The organism is Corynebacterium epidermidicanis (assembly GCF_001021025.1).
Lineage (GTDB): Bacteria > Actinomycetota > Actinomycetes > Mycobacteriales > Mycobacteriaceae > Corynebacterium > Corynebacterium epidermidicanis.
In genome coordinates this window covers 2320270-2335741 of sequence record NZ_CP011541.1, presented here as the reverse complement: position 1 = coordinate 2335741, position 15472 = coordinate 2320270, and the positions used below count along the sequence as shown (strand labels likewise).

The window sequence follows — 15472 nt, the reverse complement described above, 5'->3', positions numbered from 1 at the left end:
TATGAAGTTCGCGATCATCGGTGCCGGCCTTGCCGGCCTCACTGCTGCCTACGAGCTGCGCCAACTGGCCCCGGACGCCGAGATCGACGTCTTTGAAGCTGAAGAGCGCATCGGCGGCAAGCTCTTCACCGTCCCCTTTGAGTCTGGCCGCACGGACATGGGTGCGGAAGCGTTCATCAACTTCCGCGCCGACGCCCGCGCTTTCTTCGAAAAGCTCGGCCTCGCGGATTCCCTCGTGTACCCATCCGGCCTGCGCTCGCTCATTTATTCCGGTGGCCAGCTCCACCAGATGCCTGCGAGCGGTGCGATGGGCATTCCCGCCACTTCGGCTGCCCTAGAGGGTTTGATTTCTCCCGAGACCGCCGCGCGTATCGACGATGAGGCGAACCAGCCCGGTATCGACTGGGATCCCGCTTCAGACCTGTCCGTCGGCGCACTAGTTCGCGAGCGCTACGGTGACGACGTCGTTGACCACGTCGTGTCTTCTCTGCTTGGTGGCGTGTACTCCTGCAGTGCCGATGACCTCGGTATTCGTGCGACGATCCCTGCGTTGGCGGCTGTGTTTGATCAGATGGTGGCGGACGGGGAGAAGGTCACGTTGTCGGCTGCCGTTGCGAAGATGGACAAGCAGCGCGCTGCAGCCCGTGCGAGCTCAGATGAGGCACCCAAGCCGGTCTTCGCGGCGTTCCGCGGTGGCTACGCCGAACTCTACGAAGAACTTGCCGAACAGTCCGGCGCGCGTATTCACCTGGATTCCTTCATTTCTGCTATCGAGAAGAAGGGGGAGAAGTTCCAGCTCAAGGGTGGTGAGGGCGAATTCGATCGGGTCCTCGTGACCACCCCGGCGCCAACCGCAGCAGCTCAGCTCCGCTTGGTCGCGCCAGAGGCTTCCAAGGCGTTGAAGCAGGTCAAGCTGGCTTCTTCGGCTGTTGTCGGCATGAAGTTCGACTCCGCCGAGGGCCTGCCGGAGAACTCTGGCATCTTGATTGCCACCGACGAGCCAGGTGTGCATGCCAAGGCCTTCACGTTGTCGAGCAAGAAGTGGCCGCACCTCGCCGAGCGCGGCGGTGCCCTGGTTCGAGCTTCTTTCGGTCGCTTCGGCGATGATGCCCTGGTCCGAGCTGAAGAAGACGATCTCGTCGACTACGCCCTCGATGACCTGCAGAAGATCACCGGTTTTGATGGCCGCGCCGCAGGTCTCGCAGAGATCTTTGTCCAGCGCTGGTTCGGTGGCCTCCCGCGTTACGATGCCACCCACCTGGCCACCGTCGCCACGGTCCGCTCTGCGTTGACGGCGGTGGATGGCATTGATGTTGCTGGTGCCTGGGCCGATGGCGTGGGCGTTCCGGCAGTTATTGCCGGGGCGAGGGCTGCTGCGGGGCGAATAGCAAAGTAAGTTGGTGCGGGCTCATCGAATTTCGAAGTTCTTGATTCCCCGATCGGAGAAATGTGGGGGAGGCAGGAGAACGATGCTGCTAAGACCCCAAAAGAGATCTTCATCTCTTTCCATCAGCGTGAAATGCTTGAGCGGAATTTGGATGGATGTAGCGTTTTCGAAAACGGCCACAGCGTAATCCGGTCGCGAGAGATTAATAGCTCTCCGAGACTTGGTCCATTTGGGGTGTTCTAATTCATATTGGCATTGTGGCCTTAGGGTTTTCAGGTTGCCCGCAAGTAGTGGACAGTTGATCGAGTGATTTTGGGTGTGAACGAGTCTAGGGCGATGCTCTTGCGAGCGATTTGGTTGTGCCCCTCTTTGATTCACTGCGTCCCGGTTTTGCGTGTCTCATCCCTGAAAGTCAACCTGATACGGTGCCTACTATCCGGGCAGCCCCTTCCTCAGCAACGAGTTAGTTGGAAAAGTTGTACTGAGATTGGGGCAATTTTGAACTTTAGTTTACTTCATTCTTTGACTGCCAGGTTCGTCGAAAGAGTAAGCGAAAGACACATGCTGCGCTTCGGATAGCTCAAGCACTTCTCCCCAGGAAATGGGTAAGCTAACATTGTGGGCATTTCTCCAATCGATTTCGTCCCTACTAGGAGTCTGATGGCTCAGTGGAAAGTCGCCAGCTATGTAGTACCAAACTATCTCACCGGCGAAATCCGACTCGGTTCGACCACCAGTTGGATTTCGGCATTCAATTGGTGAGGTTATAAATCCGAACAGCCGACTCTCTTGCTTTTTCTCCGCCAAGAATACAACTAAAGTCTGCTGTTCATTGTTCCATGCAGCAATTGGGGATACAGACCAACCGCTAAATTCGTCTGAAATAGCTGGGAGCTTCTTTTCGAGCTCCGACAGTAAGATCTTAAGGTTCTTCGGAGGCATATTGTGCAATCACAATTCTTTAAAGGCCAAGTGAGTAAACGAACGGTAATTCTGTACTGAACCATTCAGGGTACTTCTGGTCTTCGATCAAAGGGGATCCGCTGCCTGTAATTGGGTACGATGTGACCAAGCCAAAATTGTCGTGTGAATCAACGACGGGAGACAAATCGAATACAGTTCGAGCAACAAACCATTCACCAGTAGCTTGGCACATGAAAGGAGCCGAGCATTCAGCTCGATGGATGGAAGTTTCATAGACTGGACGAATCCCATCGTTTTCGTATCGATTTTCGCAAGAGTTTTGGATCATTTTAAGTAAGGAATATTTACTGAAAAGGCCGTGCTTATGAACAAGCTTGTCCCAACCAAAACCAGATGATCCGTTCCAGTACCCTCGCCTTACAATTCGTTCGGTTCCGCATTTATCTTTAGTTCGGAGAACGATTTTGTTTGTGTAATCGTTTCCTTTAATTGCATCAACTGAATATGTTGCGCGCAAGTTGGAATCGGTGCCCAGGCCGATAAGTGGATTGTAAGGCTGAAAAATCCAGTTTTCCCACTCTCCATAAATTGGACCTTTTTCGAATTCTTGCCTAAACCATCCGTCGTTTTGACGAGTGGAGTCACCCGTTGGGTAGCCCCAAACTCCTTGTTCGTATCCGGAATAAGTCCATTGAAACAGCTTGTCGCCCGTGATTGGGTGTGCGCCGTGGTTGGGGTGCCAGTAGATCATGCCGAGGGCGAAGCGGTTGTAGCGGCCTATGCCGTCTGGGGTGCCTTCTTCGTCGGTGGCTGGGTAGCCGAGTGGGCCACGTTCTTCACCGGTTTCTACCCATTTTTCTAGGATTTTGCCTTCGATGGACACCACGCCGGACAGGGAGCCGTAGATGCGGCCGCGTTGGAAGTATTGTTTGCGGCCGACGCCGTCGCCGGTGCCGATTTCATCGGATGTGGGGTAGCCGAGGCGTCCGAGTTCCCACCCGTTACGGGCCCACACTATGGAATTATGTGAGGTCACGGACCATGCCCCGGTGTCTGGGTGCCAGTAGATAAACCCGTTTTGGAATTCGGTGCGTTTGCCCACTCCGTCAGGGTTGGTTAACTCGTTGGATTTTGGTAGGCCGAGGAAGGAGACGGGGGTTTGTCCGGCCCAGGTGATGGCCATGGATTCGTATTTCGCGCGGATGGCACCACAGACTTGGAAGCTGGAGGGCCAGTAGGTGCGGCAGTTATCGGCGGCAAAGGTCCGGATCATGAGTGGTTGTCCTGGTGCGGTGATGCCTTGTTCGCGGGCTTCTTGTACTTCAGCCAGGTCTGCTTCTTCTTTGGTGACTCCCTGGGGCAGTGGGATGCGGTCGGAGCGCATCTTGCCTGGGGTGATCACAGGTTGCGGGTCGCCGAGATCGGCGGGAAGTGTGCGTTCCAACTCGTGGTTGTCGATGTTGTTTTTGTTCATGCCGGGTTCATTGAAGTCCCAGTCACTGGTATCAACCTGACGGTAGTGGTCTGGTTCGTAGGGCGGGATGAACGCATCTGTTGCTACCTGCTGTTCCGCAAGCGTTGGTTGATCGTCGAGTGTTTGCGCGTGCGAGGTGACGGGCAGGAACACACTAGTGGCGATCACTGTTAATGCTGCCCCGAGTTTTTTTATGCTGAGCTTCATCGTCAAAGATTTCCTGTGTGAGGAGGAACTGGTTGGGTGAAACTGTCAGGCGCTGTGGATCGTGTAGTAGGCACCTGTAAAGAAGCTTAAGGTATGGTGTGCCGCTTGTCTCGACAATTGAAATGAATAATCGAGCGATAAAACCTTGGGAGTCTTTTGCACCTAGCTGTTTACTGCCTCAAGGTAGCTAAGCTTCCGGCTCAAACTATGTATTCTTCACCGGAGTGCAAGCTTGCCCACATCTACAACTTTTGGATAGGGTAGGGCGGATAAACTAAGCAGCACCAGCCACCACGCGAAGGATGAAAATGTCGCAGCTCACCTCATCGAATACCGCCAATTCCGCAGCTTGGTTCGAGCGAGCGCAGCGCCGCACACCGGGCGGCGTGAACTCGCCAGTTCGCGCGTTCGGCAGTGTCGGTGGCCAGGCCCGCTTCATTGCTTTCGCCAACGGCAGCAAGCTTGTCGACGTCGACGGCAACGAATACGTCGATCTGTTCTGTTCTTGGGGCCCGATGCTCATGGGCAATGCTCACCCGGAGATTCTGAAGGCCGTCCAAGACGCCACCACCCGGGGTCTTTCCTATGGCGCGCCGACCACCGCAGAAGTGGAACTAGCCGAACTTGTTGTGGAGCGTACCAGCGTCGAAGAGGTCCGCTTCGTCAACTCCGGCACCGAGGCCACGATGTCCGCAGTCCGCCTGGCTCGTGGTTTCACTGGTCGCCCGAAGATCATCAAGTTTGACGGTTGCTACCACGGCCACGTTGATGCCCTGCTCGCGTCTGCCGGCTCCGGTGTCGCCACCTTTGGCCTGCCAGATTCCCCAGGCGTGACTGGTGCTGCGGCTGGCGACACCATCGTCGTGGAATACAACAATATTGAGGCAGTCAAACAAGCCTTCGCCAAGCACCCAGGCGAGATCGCCGCCATTATCACCGAGGCCGCCGCCGGAAACATGGGTACCGTTGCGCCAAAACCTGGCTTCAACCAGGCTCTGAAGGACGTCGCACATGAAAACGGTGCGCTGCTCATTATGGATGAGGTTATGACCGGCTTCCGCACTTCCTACTCCGGTTGGTACGGCGTCGACGGCGTGGCAGGCGACCTCACCACCTTCGGCAAGGTCATCTCCGGTGGCCTCCCGGCGGCCGCGTTCGGTGGACGCAAAGACATTATGGAGTACTTGGCACCGAACGGCCCGGTGTACCAGGCCGGCACACTTTCTGGTAACCCGGTGGCGATGGCGGCCGGTATGGCGTCGCTAAGCCTGGCAAATGAGCAGGTCTATGAGACGGTGAACGCGAATGCCGATCGCCTGGCCCAGCTGGTCACCGAGGCGCTGGCCAAGGAAGGCGTGGCGCACCACATCCAGCGCGCGTCGAACATGCTGTCCGTACGCTTTGCCGAGGGCGAGGGGCACAACTTTAAAGACATGCAGAACGCGGATACGTTCCGCTTCCCGCCGTTCTTCCACGCGCTGCTGGATCGGGGCGTGTATATTTCCCCGAGTGTGTTCGAGACGTGGTTTGTCTCTAGCGCGCTGACGGAGCAGGACTTTGACAAGATTGCAGCCGCAGTGAAACCAGCAGCTCAGGCGGCTGCCGCTGCGAAGAAGGACGCGTAAATGACAACCACCATCGTGCACCTCGTTCGTCACGGCGAGGTCTACAACCCGGAAAAGATCCTTTACGGACTGCTTCCGGGATACCACCTGAGCTCCCGCGGACATTCGATGGCTGCTGCCGCCGCGAAGGCTTTTGCAGGTCATGACGTGACGTACTTGGCGGCGTCGCCACTGCAGCGTGCCCAGGAGACGGCACTGCCATTCAGCAAGGTGACGGGCCTAGATGTGGACGTCGATAAGGGCCTGCTGGAGGCGGGCAACCGCTTTGAGGGCCTGCGGACCAAGGGTTGGCGCTCGCAGTTGTGGAACCCGGTGCGCTGGCCATTGATGGCGAACCCGACCCTGCCGAGCTGGGGCGAACACTACGACGTGATCGCCAAGCGCATGTTCGATGCGATCGAGCGCGCCCGGAGCAAGGCTGAGGGACACGAGGCGATCTTAGTGAGCCACCAGCTGCCCATTGTCATGGTGCAGCGCTCTGTGCTGGGCAAATCGCTCGCGCACAACCCGGCCACGCGTCAGTGCAACCTGGCCTCCGTGACGTCCTTGGTGTTCCAGGATCGCGAGATCACCGACATTTTCTATAGTGAACCAGCGCAGGAGATTTGATGCGTCGATTGATTGCAGCTTTGGGCGTCGCCACGCTCGCGCTCACGGTGACGGCGTGCGGTAAGGACGATACCGCAGGTCAGGATGCGGTCGCGATCGGTGGGACGTGGAGCTTCGTGGCGCCGGGAGGCAAGACGGACATCACTTACCCGGAATCAGAGCGCAAGCCGGTCAAGCAGTTTTCCGGTGATTCGCTCGTGGCCGGCGAAAAGATTTCGCTGCAGGACTACGAAGGCCAAGTCGTGGTGCTCAATGCGTGGGGACAGTGGTGTGGACCCTGCCGGTCCGAGTCAGACGACATGCAAGAAATCCACGAGACACTACAGGCCGCGAAGACTGCCGACGGCAAGCCCGGAGGCACGGTGCTGGGCATTAACGTCAAGGACTACCAGCCACAGATTTCCCGGGACTTCCAAAAGGACAACGGCCTGACCTACCCTTCGCTCTACGATCCACCGTTTAAGACCGCGACGGCGCTCGGCGGAATTCCAGCATCGGTCATCCCCACCACGATCGTGCTGGACAAGCATCACCGCCCAGCTGCGGTTTTCTTGCGCGAGGTCACCGCGAATGATGTCCTGCAAGTAGCAGAGCCATTGCTAGCAGAAAAGTAGTCCACGAACACACATGAATGCTTCAGAATTTGGTGCACAAGTTGCCGAAGTCGCAGCTAGCGGGCCACTTCTTCTCGCCGTGCTCGCCGCGGCCATGGCGGGCCTAGTATCCTTCGCGAGCCCCTGCGTCGTGCCGTTGGTGCCGGGATACATGTCCTATTTGGCATCGGTGGTGGGTACGGACCTTGAGCTTCGCGAGGGTGAGGCAGTTGTGTCGAAGCAAGGGCGTTGGCGGGTTGTCGGTGCCGCGTTGCTGTTCGTCGCCGGTTTCACCGTGATTTTTGTGCTGGCCACGGCGACGGTTTTCGGCGCGATTTCCGCACTCACGCTGAACCAAGAAATCTTGCAGCGGGTGGGCGGAATCGTCACCGTGGTGATGGGGTTGGCCTTCTTGGGCCTGATCCCGGCACTTGATCGGGATACTCGGCTGCAGCCCAAGCGCTTGTCCACGTGGCTGGGAGCGCCACTTTTGGGTGGCGTGTTTGCGCTCGGATGGACCCCCTGCTTGGGGCCGACCTTGGCCGCAATTATTTCTGTGTCTGCGGGCACCGCAGGCAGCACTGCTGCGCGTGGGGTGGGACTCATCGTGGCGTACTGCTTCGGCCTGGGCTTGCCGTTCATCATCGTGGCGTTGGGCTCGGCGAAGGCGATGAGCGCGGTGGGCTGGTTGCGTAGACACTCCCGCACCATTCAGATCATCGGTGGCGTTACCCTGATCGCGGTGGGGTTGGCGCTGGCCAGCGGAGGATGGGCACTGTTTATCAACGTGGTGCGCCAGTGGACCGTGAACTTTGGCTACACAGCGATTTAGCGAAAAATAGGGAGACCATGAAGAACGTGAAGAGGCTACCGCTGCTAGCGTGGCGCTGGCTGACCAGCATGCGCACTGCGCTAATGTTGCTGTTCCTGCTTGCCCTGGGCGCGATCCCCGGCGCACTGTTGCCGCAGCGCTCGCTGAATGAAACCAAGGTGGATGAGTACCTCGCCGCCAACGGCAAGCTCGCCGAGGTCTACGACAAGCTGCAGCTTTTCGACGTCTTTAGCTCCACCTGGTTCACCGCAATCTACGTCTTGCTGTTCGTCTCCCTCATCGGCTGCATCATCCCGCGCTCCTGGGACCACTACCAGGCCTGGAAAACGCCTCCCGTGCGCGCCCCGCGTAACTTCGAACGACTCCCGCTGCACGGCAGTGGCGTGGTGGAAGGCGATTCGGCGCAGGTTGAGGCGTCGATACGCTCGGCTTTGAAGGGCTGGCGGATCGCGGAATACCAGCCCGAAGACGACCGTGCGGGCAAGCACTCCTTTGCTGCGGAAAAAGGCTACGCCCGCGAGCTCTTCAACTTGGTTTTCCACCTCGGTTTGGTTGGCGTTTTGCTTACGGTCGGTTTCGGCAAGATGGTCTACTACGAAGGCCAGGTCATCGTGGTGGCGGGCGCCGAAAACGCCGAATTCTGCAATACTGCGGTCGCGAATTTCGACTCTTTCCGCGCCGGCTCGCTTGTCGACGGCACCCAGCTCGACCCGTTCTGTGTGCATGTTAACGACTTCTCAGCTGACTATCTCCCGTCTGGCCAGGCGATAATGTTCACCTCGAATGTCGATTACGCCGTCGGGGATGACGTGTTCAAGGATCATTCGCAGTGGCAGAAGTATCAGCTCAAGGTCAATCATCCGCTGCGCCTGGCAGGTTCCCGCGTCTACCTGCAGGGACATGGCTTCGCGCCACGTTTTACGGTGAAGTGGCCTAATGGTGAAACCCGCACCCAGATGGTGCAGTTCCGCCCCGACGACCCGCGACTTTTCCTTTCCTCCGGCGTCATGCGCTTCGATCCGCCCGCTGGAATGTACCCGGACCTGCAGGAACGCCGGACGAAGGGCATCGCGATCCAAGGGCTATTCGCGCCAACCGCGGCGTGGAGTGGCGAAAAGGGACAGCTACTACAGTCTGCATTCCCGGCGATGCGTGACCCGGCCGTAGCGATCGACATCTACCGAGGCGACGCCGGCCTCGACTCCGGCCGCGGTCAGTCAATCTTCTCCCTAGACCCATCTTTGCTGCACACTGGCGCGCTGCAAAAGCTGGAGCGCGTGAACCTGAAAGTCGGGGAGAAGATCACGCTTGACGACGGCACCGAAGTCACCTTCGATGGCGCCAACGAATTCGCCAACCTGCAGATCAGCCACGACCCGACCCAGGCCTGGGTGTTGGTAACTTCGCTGATCATGCTTGGTGGCCTTGTTGGTTCGTTGACGGTGAAGCGCCGCCGCATTTGGGTGCGCATATCGCCAGCTGCTGAAGGTGGCACCCTGGTAGAAACCGCCGGTCTGTCCCGCACCGACCGCGCTGGCTGGGGTGCCGAGTACGAGCGGATTCACCGTCAGTTGCTCGGGCTGCCAGAGCCGGAGGATGAGTAGCAGGGGCTAGCAGATGACTTGCTCAGGCCCTAGTCGGGTCGCTACAGTGTCTCTATCAACCAAAAGTTTGATCTGGGATAGGAAACCTAATTAACATGCCGGTCAATCAGACGCTCGCGAATTTTTCGGACCTGAGCTTTAAGACAGCCTTCGTGATTTACTGCTTTGCGCTGATCCTCTCCATTGTTTTCTATGTCAAGCAGACCGGTGTGGTTGATTCCCGCGTCAAGGCGAAGGAACTCGTCGGTGCTGGCGGGCCAAATGTGGTCGAGGTTCCGAGCGATTCGGACTTCGCGCGTCGAGAAGCAAGTGCGGAAAAGTTCGCCGGCATGGCACAAACCATGATCTGGCTGGCGATCATCATTCATGGCGCGTCGGTGGTGCTGCGTGGCTTGTCGGCGTCGCGATTCCCGTTCGGCAATCTCTATGAGTATGTCGCGATGGTGACGTTCGTGGCGATGGTTATTTCCGCATGGGTCATCCAGCGTCGTGAGCTGCGCGCGATGTGGCCGTGGGTGTTGACCCCGGTGATCGCGCTGCTGTTTTACGGTGGCATGAAGCTCTACGCGGCATCCGCGCCAGTCGTGCCCGCCTTGCAGTCCTTCTGGTTCCCGATTCACGTCTCCACCGTGTCGATTGGTGCCGGCATCGGCCTGATTTCGGGCATGGCTTCGCTGTTGTACGTACTGCGCATGCGCCAGCCAGTGGGTAAGGAGCACGGTGTGCTTGGCGCGGTGCTTCGTCCGCTTCCTTCGGCGCAGCGTCTGGACTCGCTGGCCTACAAAGCGGCGATTTGGGCGCTCCCGATCTTCGGTCTTGGCGTCATGCTTGGTGCTATCTGGGCGGAATCTGCGTGGGGTCGCTTCTGGGGCTGGGATCCAAAGGAGACGATTTCCCTGGTGACTTGGATGCTCTACGCCGCTTACTTGCACGCGCGTGCGACGTCGGGTTGGAAGAACTCGGCTGCGGCCTGGATTAACATCGCCGCCTTCGCAACAATGGTATTCAATCTCTTTTTCATTAACATGGTTGTGTCCGGCCTGCACTCCTACGCGGGGCTGAACTAACAAACAATAAAGGCGCGCTCCCCTCAGATTGCAATCGAGGGGAGCGCGCCTTATGTGTCAACGGGGCTCAAGAATCGAGCAGGGCCTTACTTAGCGGCACCGCCCAGGATTTGGCCGATGACCTTGAAAACCTCGCCGAGGCCGTCGAGAACTGCAGAAGCGATTTCCATGATGATCCTTTCATCGTTGGGGTGTGAATTGCTGACAAGTCACAACTTAGGACACCGCCCGGACCCCAAACAATAGTTTTCAGCAGGGTGGATACGAAAGTATCCACAAGAGGAAACGAAAGGATACTGCACTAGAACCAAGTGGTCGGGCGCACCGCATTCGCCATATCGACGAGCGCGTAGCGGTGCCGCGGGAATGGTGCGCTACGCGCGAGCAACCGCAGCGTTTCGGACAGCCCCGTGCGCAGTCCTCGTTGCGTAAACGGGTAATCGAACAGGTCATTGGGGGAAGCGGCCGCCGACAAATCGTGCGAACGCAACCACTGCAAACCCGCATTGAGCACGGCCACGCGAATCTGCAACAATCGGGGCTCGTTGGTGGGGATTTCTTCCAGGCGTCGGGCGGCGCGGCGGATCCGGGACTCCGTGAGGTCCCCGGAAATGAGTTGCAGGATCGAGGTCAGCTTCGCCATCCGGTGGTGTCGGGAATTCTGGGATACTCGATCGAGGGCGGCAATCGCAAGTTCGGAGTGACCCTCCGCCATGAGCTGTCGAGACAGGCCGAAGGCTGCAGATACTGTTGTCGGGTTGGTGACCCACACGAGTCGGTACAGGCGCATCGAGTGGAAGCGCAGCGCCATCGGATCAGCCGTGATGTGGGACCAGTTGCTTTCCAACTTGGCTAGGAACTCCGGGGGCAGGTCGGTCAGCGACCCACCCAGCTCTGCTACCGCTTGGGTGACCTCCGGTGCAAGGTGAGCTTGTCCGTCCACCCCTGCTTGCTGCAACAACAGCTCGTCGACAGCCGCCAAAGCCAATTTCGGGGCGGCTTCTCCAGGCAGGATTGACAGGACGTTATTGAAGTGGTCCTGGGCGTCGATAAAGCGATCCAGCAGCAAGCTGGTCACGCCCGCCAACCATTGATAGCGCCAGTCAAGCTCGAGCCGCTCCGCGAGGCTGCCCACCCAGGAGTGGGCCTCCGCCACGAAACCGAGGTCGAGCAGGGTGCGCACTATCCCTAGCGGCAGTTCGACAGAGTCGGTGTACTCGCCGGAGTTCAGGGCTTGCCGCATCGTTTCCAACGCCTCAGACGGTTCTGTGTACGAGGAGCCGGTCAGCATGGTGAATCCTGAATCGGTGCGGTCGATCAGTGGCACGGGCAGCGCCGCGACGACCTCGGGCGGGGTAATTCGCACGGTGCGCTCGATGCCGTCGATGAGCTGGTCGGTGCGAAAGACCTGGTGTTTCGTACCAAAGGTGGTACGCTGCGGGGAAAACAGGGAGTGCTGGGCGGGGAACTGTTTGCCGTCGCGGACCGCGAGGATTTCCCGCAGCACCCCATAGAGCTGGGTGCGCAGCTCGTGGACGTCGCGAAAGCGCCGCGCCGGGTTGCTGTGGGTGGCCCGGATGAGTAGTCGATACAGCGACAGGTGCTTGCGAAAGAGCGGCTCTTCAAAAGGCGAAGGCAACCCAGGAGCTAGCTGCCCATCAACGACGGGGAGTCGGCACACCAGGGCCGCTAGCGTGCGCCCGATGGTGTAGATGTCTGAGGCAACCGACGGCCCTTCGGTGGAAACCTCCGGGGCCTGGTAGCCCTTAGTGCCGTAAATGTAGCCGAAAGCCCCGATACCCGACACCGCACCAAGGTCGATGAGCTTGACCTGGTCTTCGGTGACAATAATGTTGTCAGGCTTGAGGTCGTTGTACACCACGCCCCGGGAGTGTAGATATTCCAGCGCAGGCAGAATTTCGAGGATGTATGCGATAGCCACGTCCACGGGCAGAACATTATCGGGTTGGGCGCGCCGCCGATCCAGAAGCGATGGCCCGCCCACGAACTCCATCACGATGAACCCGCCGGGGACGCGGGCATCATCGATGAAGTTGTAAATCTTTACGATTTCCGGGTGCGTAATATCCGCCAAGAACTCCCGCTCGGCCACCGCAGTGCCGAGATCCCGCGGATTGCCTCCGGGAATCATGCCCTTGAGCACCACCCACCGGCCGGAAACATTGCGGTCATTGGCGATGTAAATCCACCCCATGCCACCGTGCGCAATCACCCCCAGCACCTCGTATTGCGCAGCCACCATATCGCCCGGCTTGAGCGTGGGGGGTTCGACATTGGGGCCCGGGGTAATCAACGCAGCTTGCGGGTCCGTGATCGGCACAAAGGGCAGCTGCACCATGCCGTCGGCGACCATGCGGCCCGCGCGGGTGGTGCCGCGCCGGGAACGGAAGGTGCTCAGGGCTTCTCGACGCGAGCGGTCGTTGACATCTTCGGACTGGTCGGCCGCAATGGCGTAAACCGCGGCGGTATCAAGGCCGGTCTCGTCATCCTCGTCATCTGCAAATGGGTCGAACCGCGCTGCTGCCGAGGTCTTTTCGCGCAGGGAGTCGAGCTCGTTGACTAGCGCGGTGAGCTCGTCCTCATCATCGTCGAAAGGGTTGAACGCCACGGCTTCGGTGGCGTTGGTCGGCTCAAGTGAGTGATCGTTATCAGCCATGATCCGCTAGTTCTCCTTTCGATAATTCAATGCTGGCGGGGATTGCGCGAGTTGGTATTCCGAAAACCACTGGTTATACATCTTCCACCAGGTGCCATCGCGCTGGAGGCGTTCGATTGTGGAGTTGACCTGCCGGATCAACCCGACCGTGTCGTGCTGCGCGTTCGGCGAGGCAATCGCCGCGCCGTAGTTTTCGTAAGTGAGGCGTGGGCCGACGATCTGCGCGTAGGGGTCTTGTTCGGCCATGCCGGCCAAGATGGTGTCGTTGGCCACGATGGCGTCGACAATGCCCTGCTGGAGGAGGACGAGGCAGTCGGCCCACTCCGCGGTGCGCATGATGTTGGCGCGGGGGTTCTTGTCGCGGATTTGTTGCAGTGAGGTCGAGCCGTTGACTGCGCAGGCGGTCCGCCCGGTGAGGTCATCCATGGTGTTGACACCAGAGGACTCCAGCACCAACATGCGGGTGCTGGTGGTTAGGTACGGCGTGGAGAAAAAGACGAGGTCTTGGGCGGTGCGGGTGACGGATAGGGACCGCAACAGGACATCGATTTCGCCGGATTCCAGCGCGCTCACGCGGTCCGCGGTGTCAATAAACCGGAAATCTACGTGGTCTGGGGAACCGAAGATGTCTTGGGAGATTTCGCGGGCTAGGTCGATCTCGAAGCCTTTGAGTTCGCCGGAGATGGGGTCGCGGAAGCTCAGTAGATTCTGGGATTGGTCCACGCCGATGATGATGCGACCACGCTTAAGGATGGCGGGCACGCGCTCCTCTGGTTTCTTGTCGTCGGGGCGCAAAGAGCCTAAGAGGTTATCGAATTGGGGGACTTCGGCCGGTTGGGATCCTCCCGCTTCAAACTGCGTGCCGGCCGGCAGTACCGCTTGGTAATTCTGCTTGCGGGCATCAAACGAAGGCGCGGTTTCTGGCGAGCCAGCACAGGCGCTGAGGCTGGCGGTGAGGACGGCTGCCAGAATAAGGCTTAAGAGTCGTCTGCGCATTAGAGGTACTCCTGTAGGCGTGGTCGGATTCCTAGCCACAGCGACAGGACAGCGAGTCCGGAAAGGAGCAGTACGACGGGCGACAACAAATGGGTGGCCGAAAGCCCATCGGCGATGAAGCCTCGCAGGGTGCCACGGGTATCGAGGATCAATACTGCTAGGCCGGCATCAACGGCATCATAGGCCTGCGCAGCGCTTCCCGTGTCAGCAGTTGCTCCGACGGTGTTTTGTGAGGTGGCGAATGCGATTCTGGTGGCGCGTTGGTAATCGCCCTGATTGAGCGAGTTAGCTAGGTCTTCATGCGCGACTTGCCACTGCGTCAGCCCTGCCCGGACATCAGCGACTGTGCGTGCGTTAGCGGGGCTTTCCGCGAGCCTGGTGGTGTCGTAGCTCGTTAGTGCCTGGTCGATAGAACCGGCGGTTGCGGAAAAGCTTTCAAAGGCATCTGCATTCGTTTCCCGTCGCACTAGCGCAAGCGTTTCCGCGGTACGGGCCTGCTGCGCTAATACGCGTGCGTTGGCTAGGGAGTTGAGCGGCGCTGCTGCCTGCTCGAAACCGCGGGTGCCTGCGTACCAGGTCAGTGCGTTGGACGTGCTTACCCACAGCAATGCGATGGTCATGCATGCGGTGGCTACCAGCATGCCTTTGTTGAGTCGTCGGCGCGTTCTGTGGGCGAGCCAGCGCTGGACAGCTACCAGCATGAGCAGAGCTGCGACCAGGCCCGAGATGGGCACCCACTGTGGTCGAGTGAGGTCGTGCTGTTCTGCATTGACCCGGGCATTGGTCAGCCTGAGCAATTCGTTTGCGGCGGGCAGTATCGAGGTACGCATCAACGCAGATGCTTCGGACATATAGGCCACACCCACGGGGTTGCCCATGCGGTTGTTGGTGCGGGCAGTCTCAACCAAGCCGGTGTAGTTCGGCAGTTGAGATTGGATTGTCGCTATGAGCTCGAGTTCGCGCTGCTGGGAGGACTGCACGCCGGCCGCTGATTGGGTGGCCGCGGCCGAGGCACGCTGGATAGCCCGCTGGTAGCGCTCGCGGGTGAGGGGCTGTTCGACGCCTGCTTGGACAAAACCCGTGGTGGCGGTGGTATCTGCGAGGGAGAGCGACATGTATATGTCTTGCGCCGCGGCCGACATCGGTTCCGTGTTGTTCATCAGCGTGCCCAGTTGAGCCTGACGAGACTGTGTGGACTGCGCCATCGCCACCCCGGCGGCCAAAAGCGCCACGGTGAGCACAAACGCCCAGAGTGTCATTTGTCCAATGGTGGTGGCAAAGAACACGGCTGTCCGCCGATACCAGAGTGCCGGGAGACCGAAAGATCCGCGAAATACTGACCCTACGCTGTTCGCTTCTGTTGCTTCGGGTGCGTCCAACCACAGGTCGTCGCGGGCTGCTGTAGCAGCGCCACCGGCGTTCTTCCGGGAGTTGGAAAGGGTCATTGGTCCAGGATAGTTCTTTCTGAGGTGAACAT

12 protein-coding genes are annotated in these 15472 nt (G+C 59.1%); 7 read left to right on the top strand and 5 right to left on the bottom strand.

The window, feature by feature from the left end:
* Nucleotide 1: 1 nt before the first annotated feature.
* Entirely contained in the window at nt 2–1396 is a 1395-nt protein-coding gene (locus CEPID_RS10710; protein WP_047240948.1) for a protoporphyrinogen oxidase, read from the top strand.
* A 501-nt stretch (nt 1397–1897) separates the two neighbouring features.
* Here CEPID_RS10710 and CEPID_RS10705 read toward each other — a convergent pair.
* Both CEPID_RS10705 and CEPID_RS10700 read right to left on the bottom strand, forming a co-directional pair.
* The gene (locus CEPID_RS10705; protein ID WP_047240947.1) at nt 1898–2329 is read right to left on the bottom strand and encodes a hypothetical protein; all 432 of its coding nucleotides are present in this window, start codon (nt 2327–2329) and stop codon (nt 1898–1900) included.
* A gap of 19 nt (nt 2330–2348) precedes the next feature.
* Complete coding sequence (locus CEPID_RS10700) at nt 2349–3992, bottom strand: LGFP repeat-containing protein (protein ID WP_052843541.1); 1644 nt, start codon at nt 3990–3992, stop codon at nt 2349–2351.
* A gap of 302 nt (nt 3993–4294) precedes the next feature.
* Between CEPID_RS10700 and hemL the strand changes: the two genes are divergently transcribed.
* The 6 genes from hemL (at nt 4295) to ccsB (ending at nt 10322) form a co-directional block, all read left to right on the top strand.
* A complete protein-coding gene (gene hemL / locus CEPID_RS10695; protein WP_407921599.1) occupies nt 4295–5617 on the top strand; it encodes a glutamate-1-semialdehyde 2,1-aminomutase in 1323 nt (440 codons plus the stop codon).
* Nucleotides 5618–6226 (top strand): histidine phosphatase family protein, encoded by a 609-nt coding sequence (locus CEPID_RS10690; protein ID WP_047240945.1) that lies wholly within the window; start codon nt 5618–5620, stop codon nt 6224–6226.
* Nucleotides 6226–6840 (top strand): TlpA family protein disulfide reductase, encoded by a 615-nt coding sequence (locus CEPID_RS10685; RefSeq protein ID WP_047240944.1) that lies wholly within the window; start codon nt 6226–6228, stop codon nt 6838–6840. Before CEPID_RS10690 ends, CEPID_RS10685 begins: the two co-directional genes overlap by 1 nt.
* Before the next feature lie 13 nt (nt 6841–6853).
* The gene (locus CEPID_RS10680) at nt 6854–7651 is read left to right on the top strand and encodes a cytochrome c biogenesis CcdA family protein (protein ID WP_047240943.1); all 798 of its coding nucleotides are present in this window, start codon (nt 6854–6856) and stop codon (nt 7649–7651) included.
* A gap of 17 nt (nt 7652–7668) precedes the next feature.
* Entirely contained in the window at nt 7669–9255 is a 1587-nt protein-coding gene (locus tag CEPID_RS10675) for a cytochrome c biogenesis protein ResB (RefSeq protein ID WP_047240942.1), read from the top strand.
* Nucleotides 9256–9350: 95 nt separating this feature from the next.
* The gene (ccsB, locus tag CEPID_RS10670; RefSeq protein ID WP_047240941.1) at nt 9351–10322 is read left to right on the top strand and encodes a c-type cytochrome biogenesis protein CcsB; all 972 of its coding nucleotides are present in this window, start codon (nt 9351–9353) and stop codon (nt 10320–10322) included.
* Between the two features lie 301 nt (nt 10323–10623).
* Here the strand turns inward: ccsB and CEPID_RS10665 are convergent, their stop codons facing one another.
* Genes CEPID_RS10665 through CEPID_RS10655 form a run of 3 tightly spaced genes read right to left on the bottom strand, consistent with a single transcriptional unit; the run spans nt 10624 to nt 15440 of the window.
* Complete coding sequence (locus CEPID_RS10665; protein WP_047240940.1) at nt 10624–12999, bottom strand: serine/threonine protein kinase; 2376 nt, start codon at nt 12997–12999, stop codon at nt 10624–10626.
* 6 nt (nt 13000–13005) lie between these two features.
* Nucleotides 13006–13995, bottom strand: coding sequence for a glutamate ABC transporter substrate-binding protein (locus tag CEPID_RS10660; protein WP_047240939.1), 990 nt, complete (start codon nt 13993–13995; stop codon nt 13006–13008).
* A complete protein-coding gene (locus tag CEPID_RS10655; protein WP_047240938.1) occupies nt 13995–15440 on the bottom strand; it encodes a hypothetical protein in 1446 nt (481 codons plus the stop codon). Before CEPID_RS10655 ends, CEPID_RS10660 begins: the two co-directional genes overlap by 1 nt.
* Between the last annotated feature and the right edge of the window lie 32 nt (nt 15441–15472).

Coding starts and splice junctions, on each gene's coding strand:
- CEPID_RS10710 (WP_047240948.1), top strand. CDS start 2: ATGAAGTTCGCGATCATCGGTGCCGGCCTTGCCGGCCTCACTGCTGCC.
- CEPID_RS10705 (WP_047240947.1), bottom strand. CDS start 2,329: ATGCCTCCGAAGAACCTTAAGATCTTACTGTCGGAGCTCGAAAAGAAG.
- CEPID_RS10700 (WP_052843541.1), bottom strand. CDS start 3,992: ATGAAGCTCAGCATAAAAAAACTCGGGGCAGCATTAACAGTGATCGCC.
- hemL (WP_407921599.1), top strand. CDS start 4,295: ATGAAAATGTCGCAGCTCACCTCATCGAATACCGCCAATTCCGCAGCT.
- CEPID_RS10690 (WP_047240945.1), top strand. CDS start 5,618: ATGACAACCACCATCGTGCACCTCGTTCGTCACGGCGAGGTCTACAAC.
- CEPID_RS10685 (WP_047240944.1), top strand. CDS start 6,226: ATGCGTCGATTGATTGCAGCTTTGGGCGTCGCCACGCTCGCGCTCACG.
- CEPID_RS10680 (WP_047240943.1), top strand. CDS start 6,854: ATGAATGCTTCAGAATTTGGTGCACAAGTTGCCGAAGTCGCAGCTAGC.
- CEPID_RS10675 (WP_047240942.1), top strand. CDS start 7,669: ATGAAGAACGTGAAGAGGCTACCGCTGCTAGCGTGGCGCTGGCTGACC.
- ccsB (WP_047240941.1), top strand. CDS start 9,351: ATGCCGGTCAATCAGACGCTCGCGAATTTTTCGGACCTGAGCTTTAAG.
- CEPID_RS10665 (WP_047240940.1), bottom strand. CDS start 12,999: ATGGCTGATAACGATCACTCACTTGAGCCGACCAACGCCACCGAAGCC.
- CEPID_RS10660 (WP_047240939.1), bottom strand. CDS start 13,995: ATGCGCAGACGACTCTTAAGCCTTATTCTGGCAGCCGTCCTCACCGCC.
- CEPID_RS10655 (WP_047240938.1), bottom strand. CDS start 15,440: ATGACCCTTTCCAACTCCCGGAAGAACGCCGGTGGCGCTGCTACAGCA.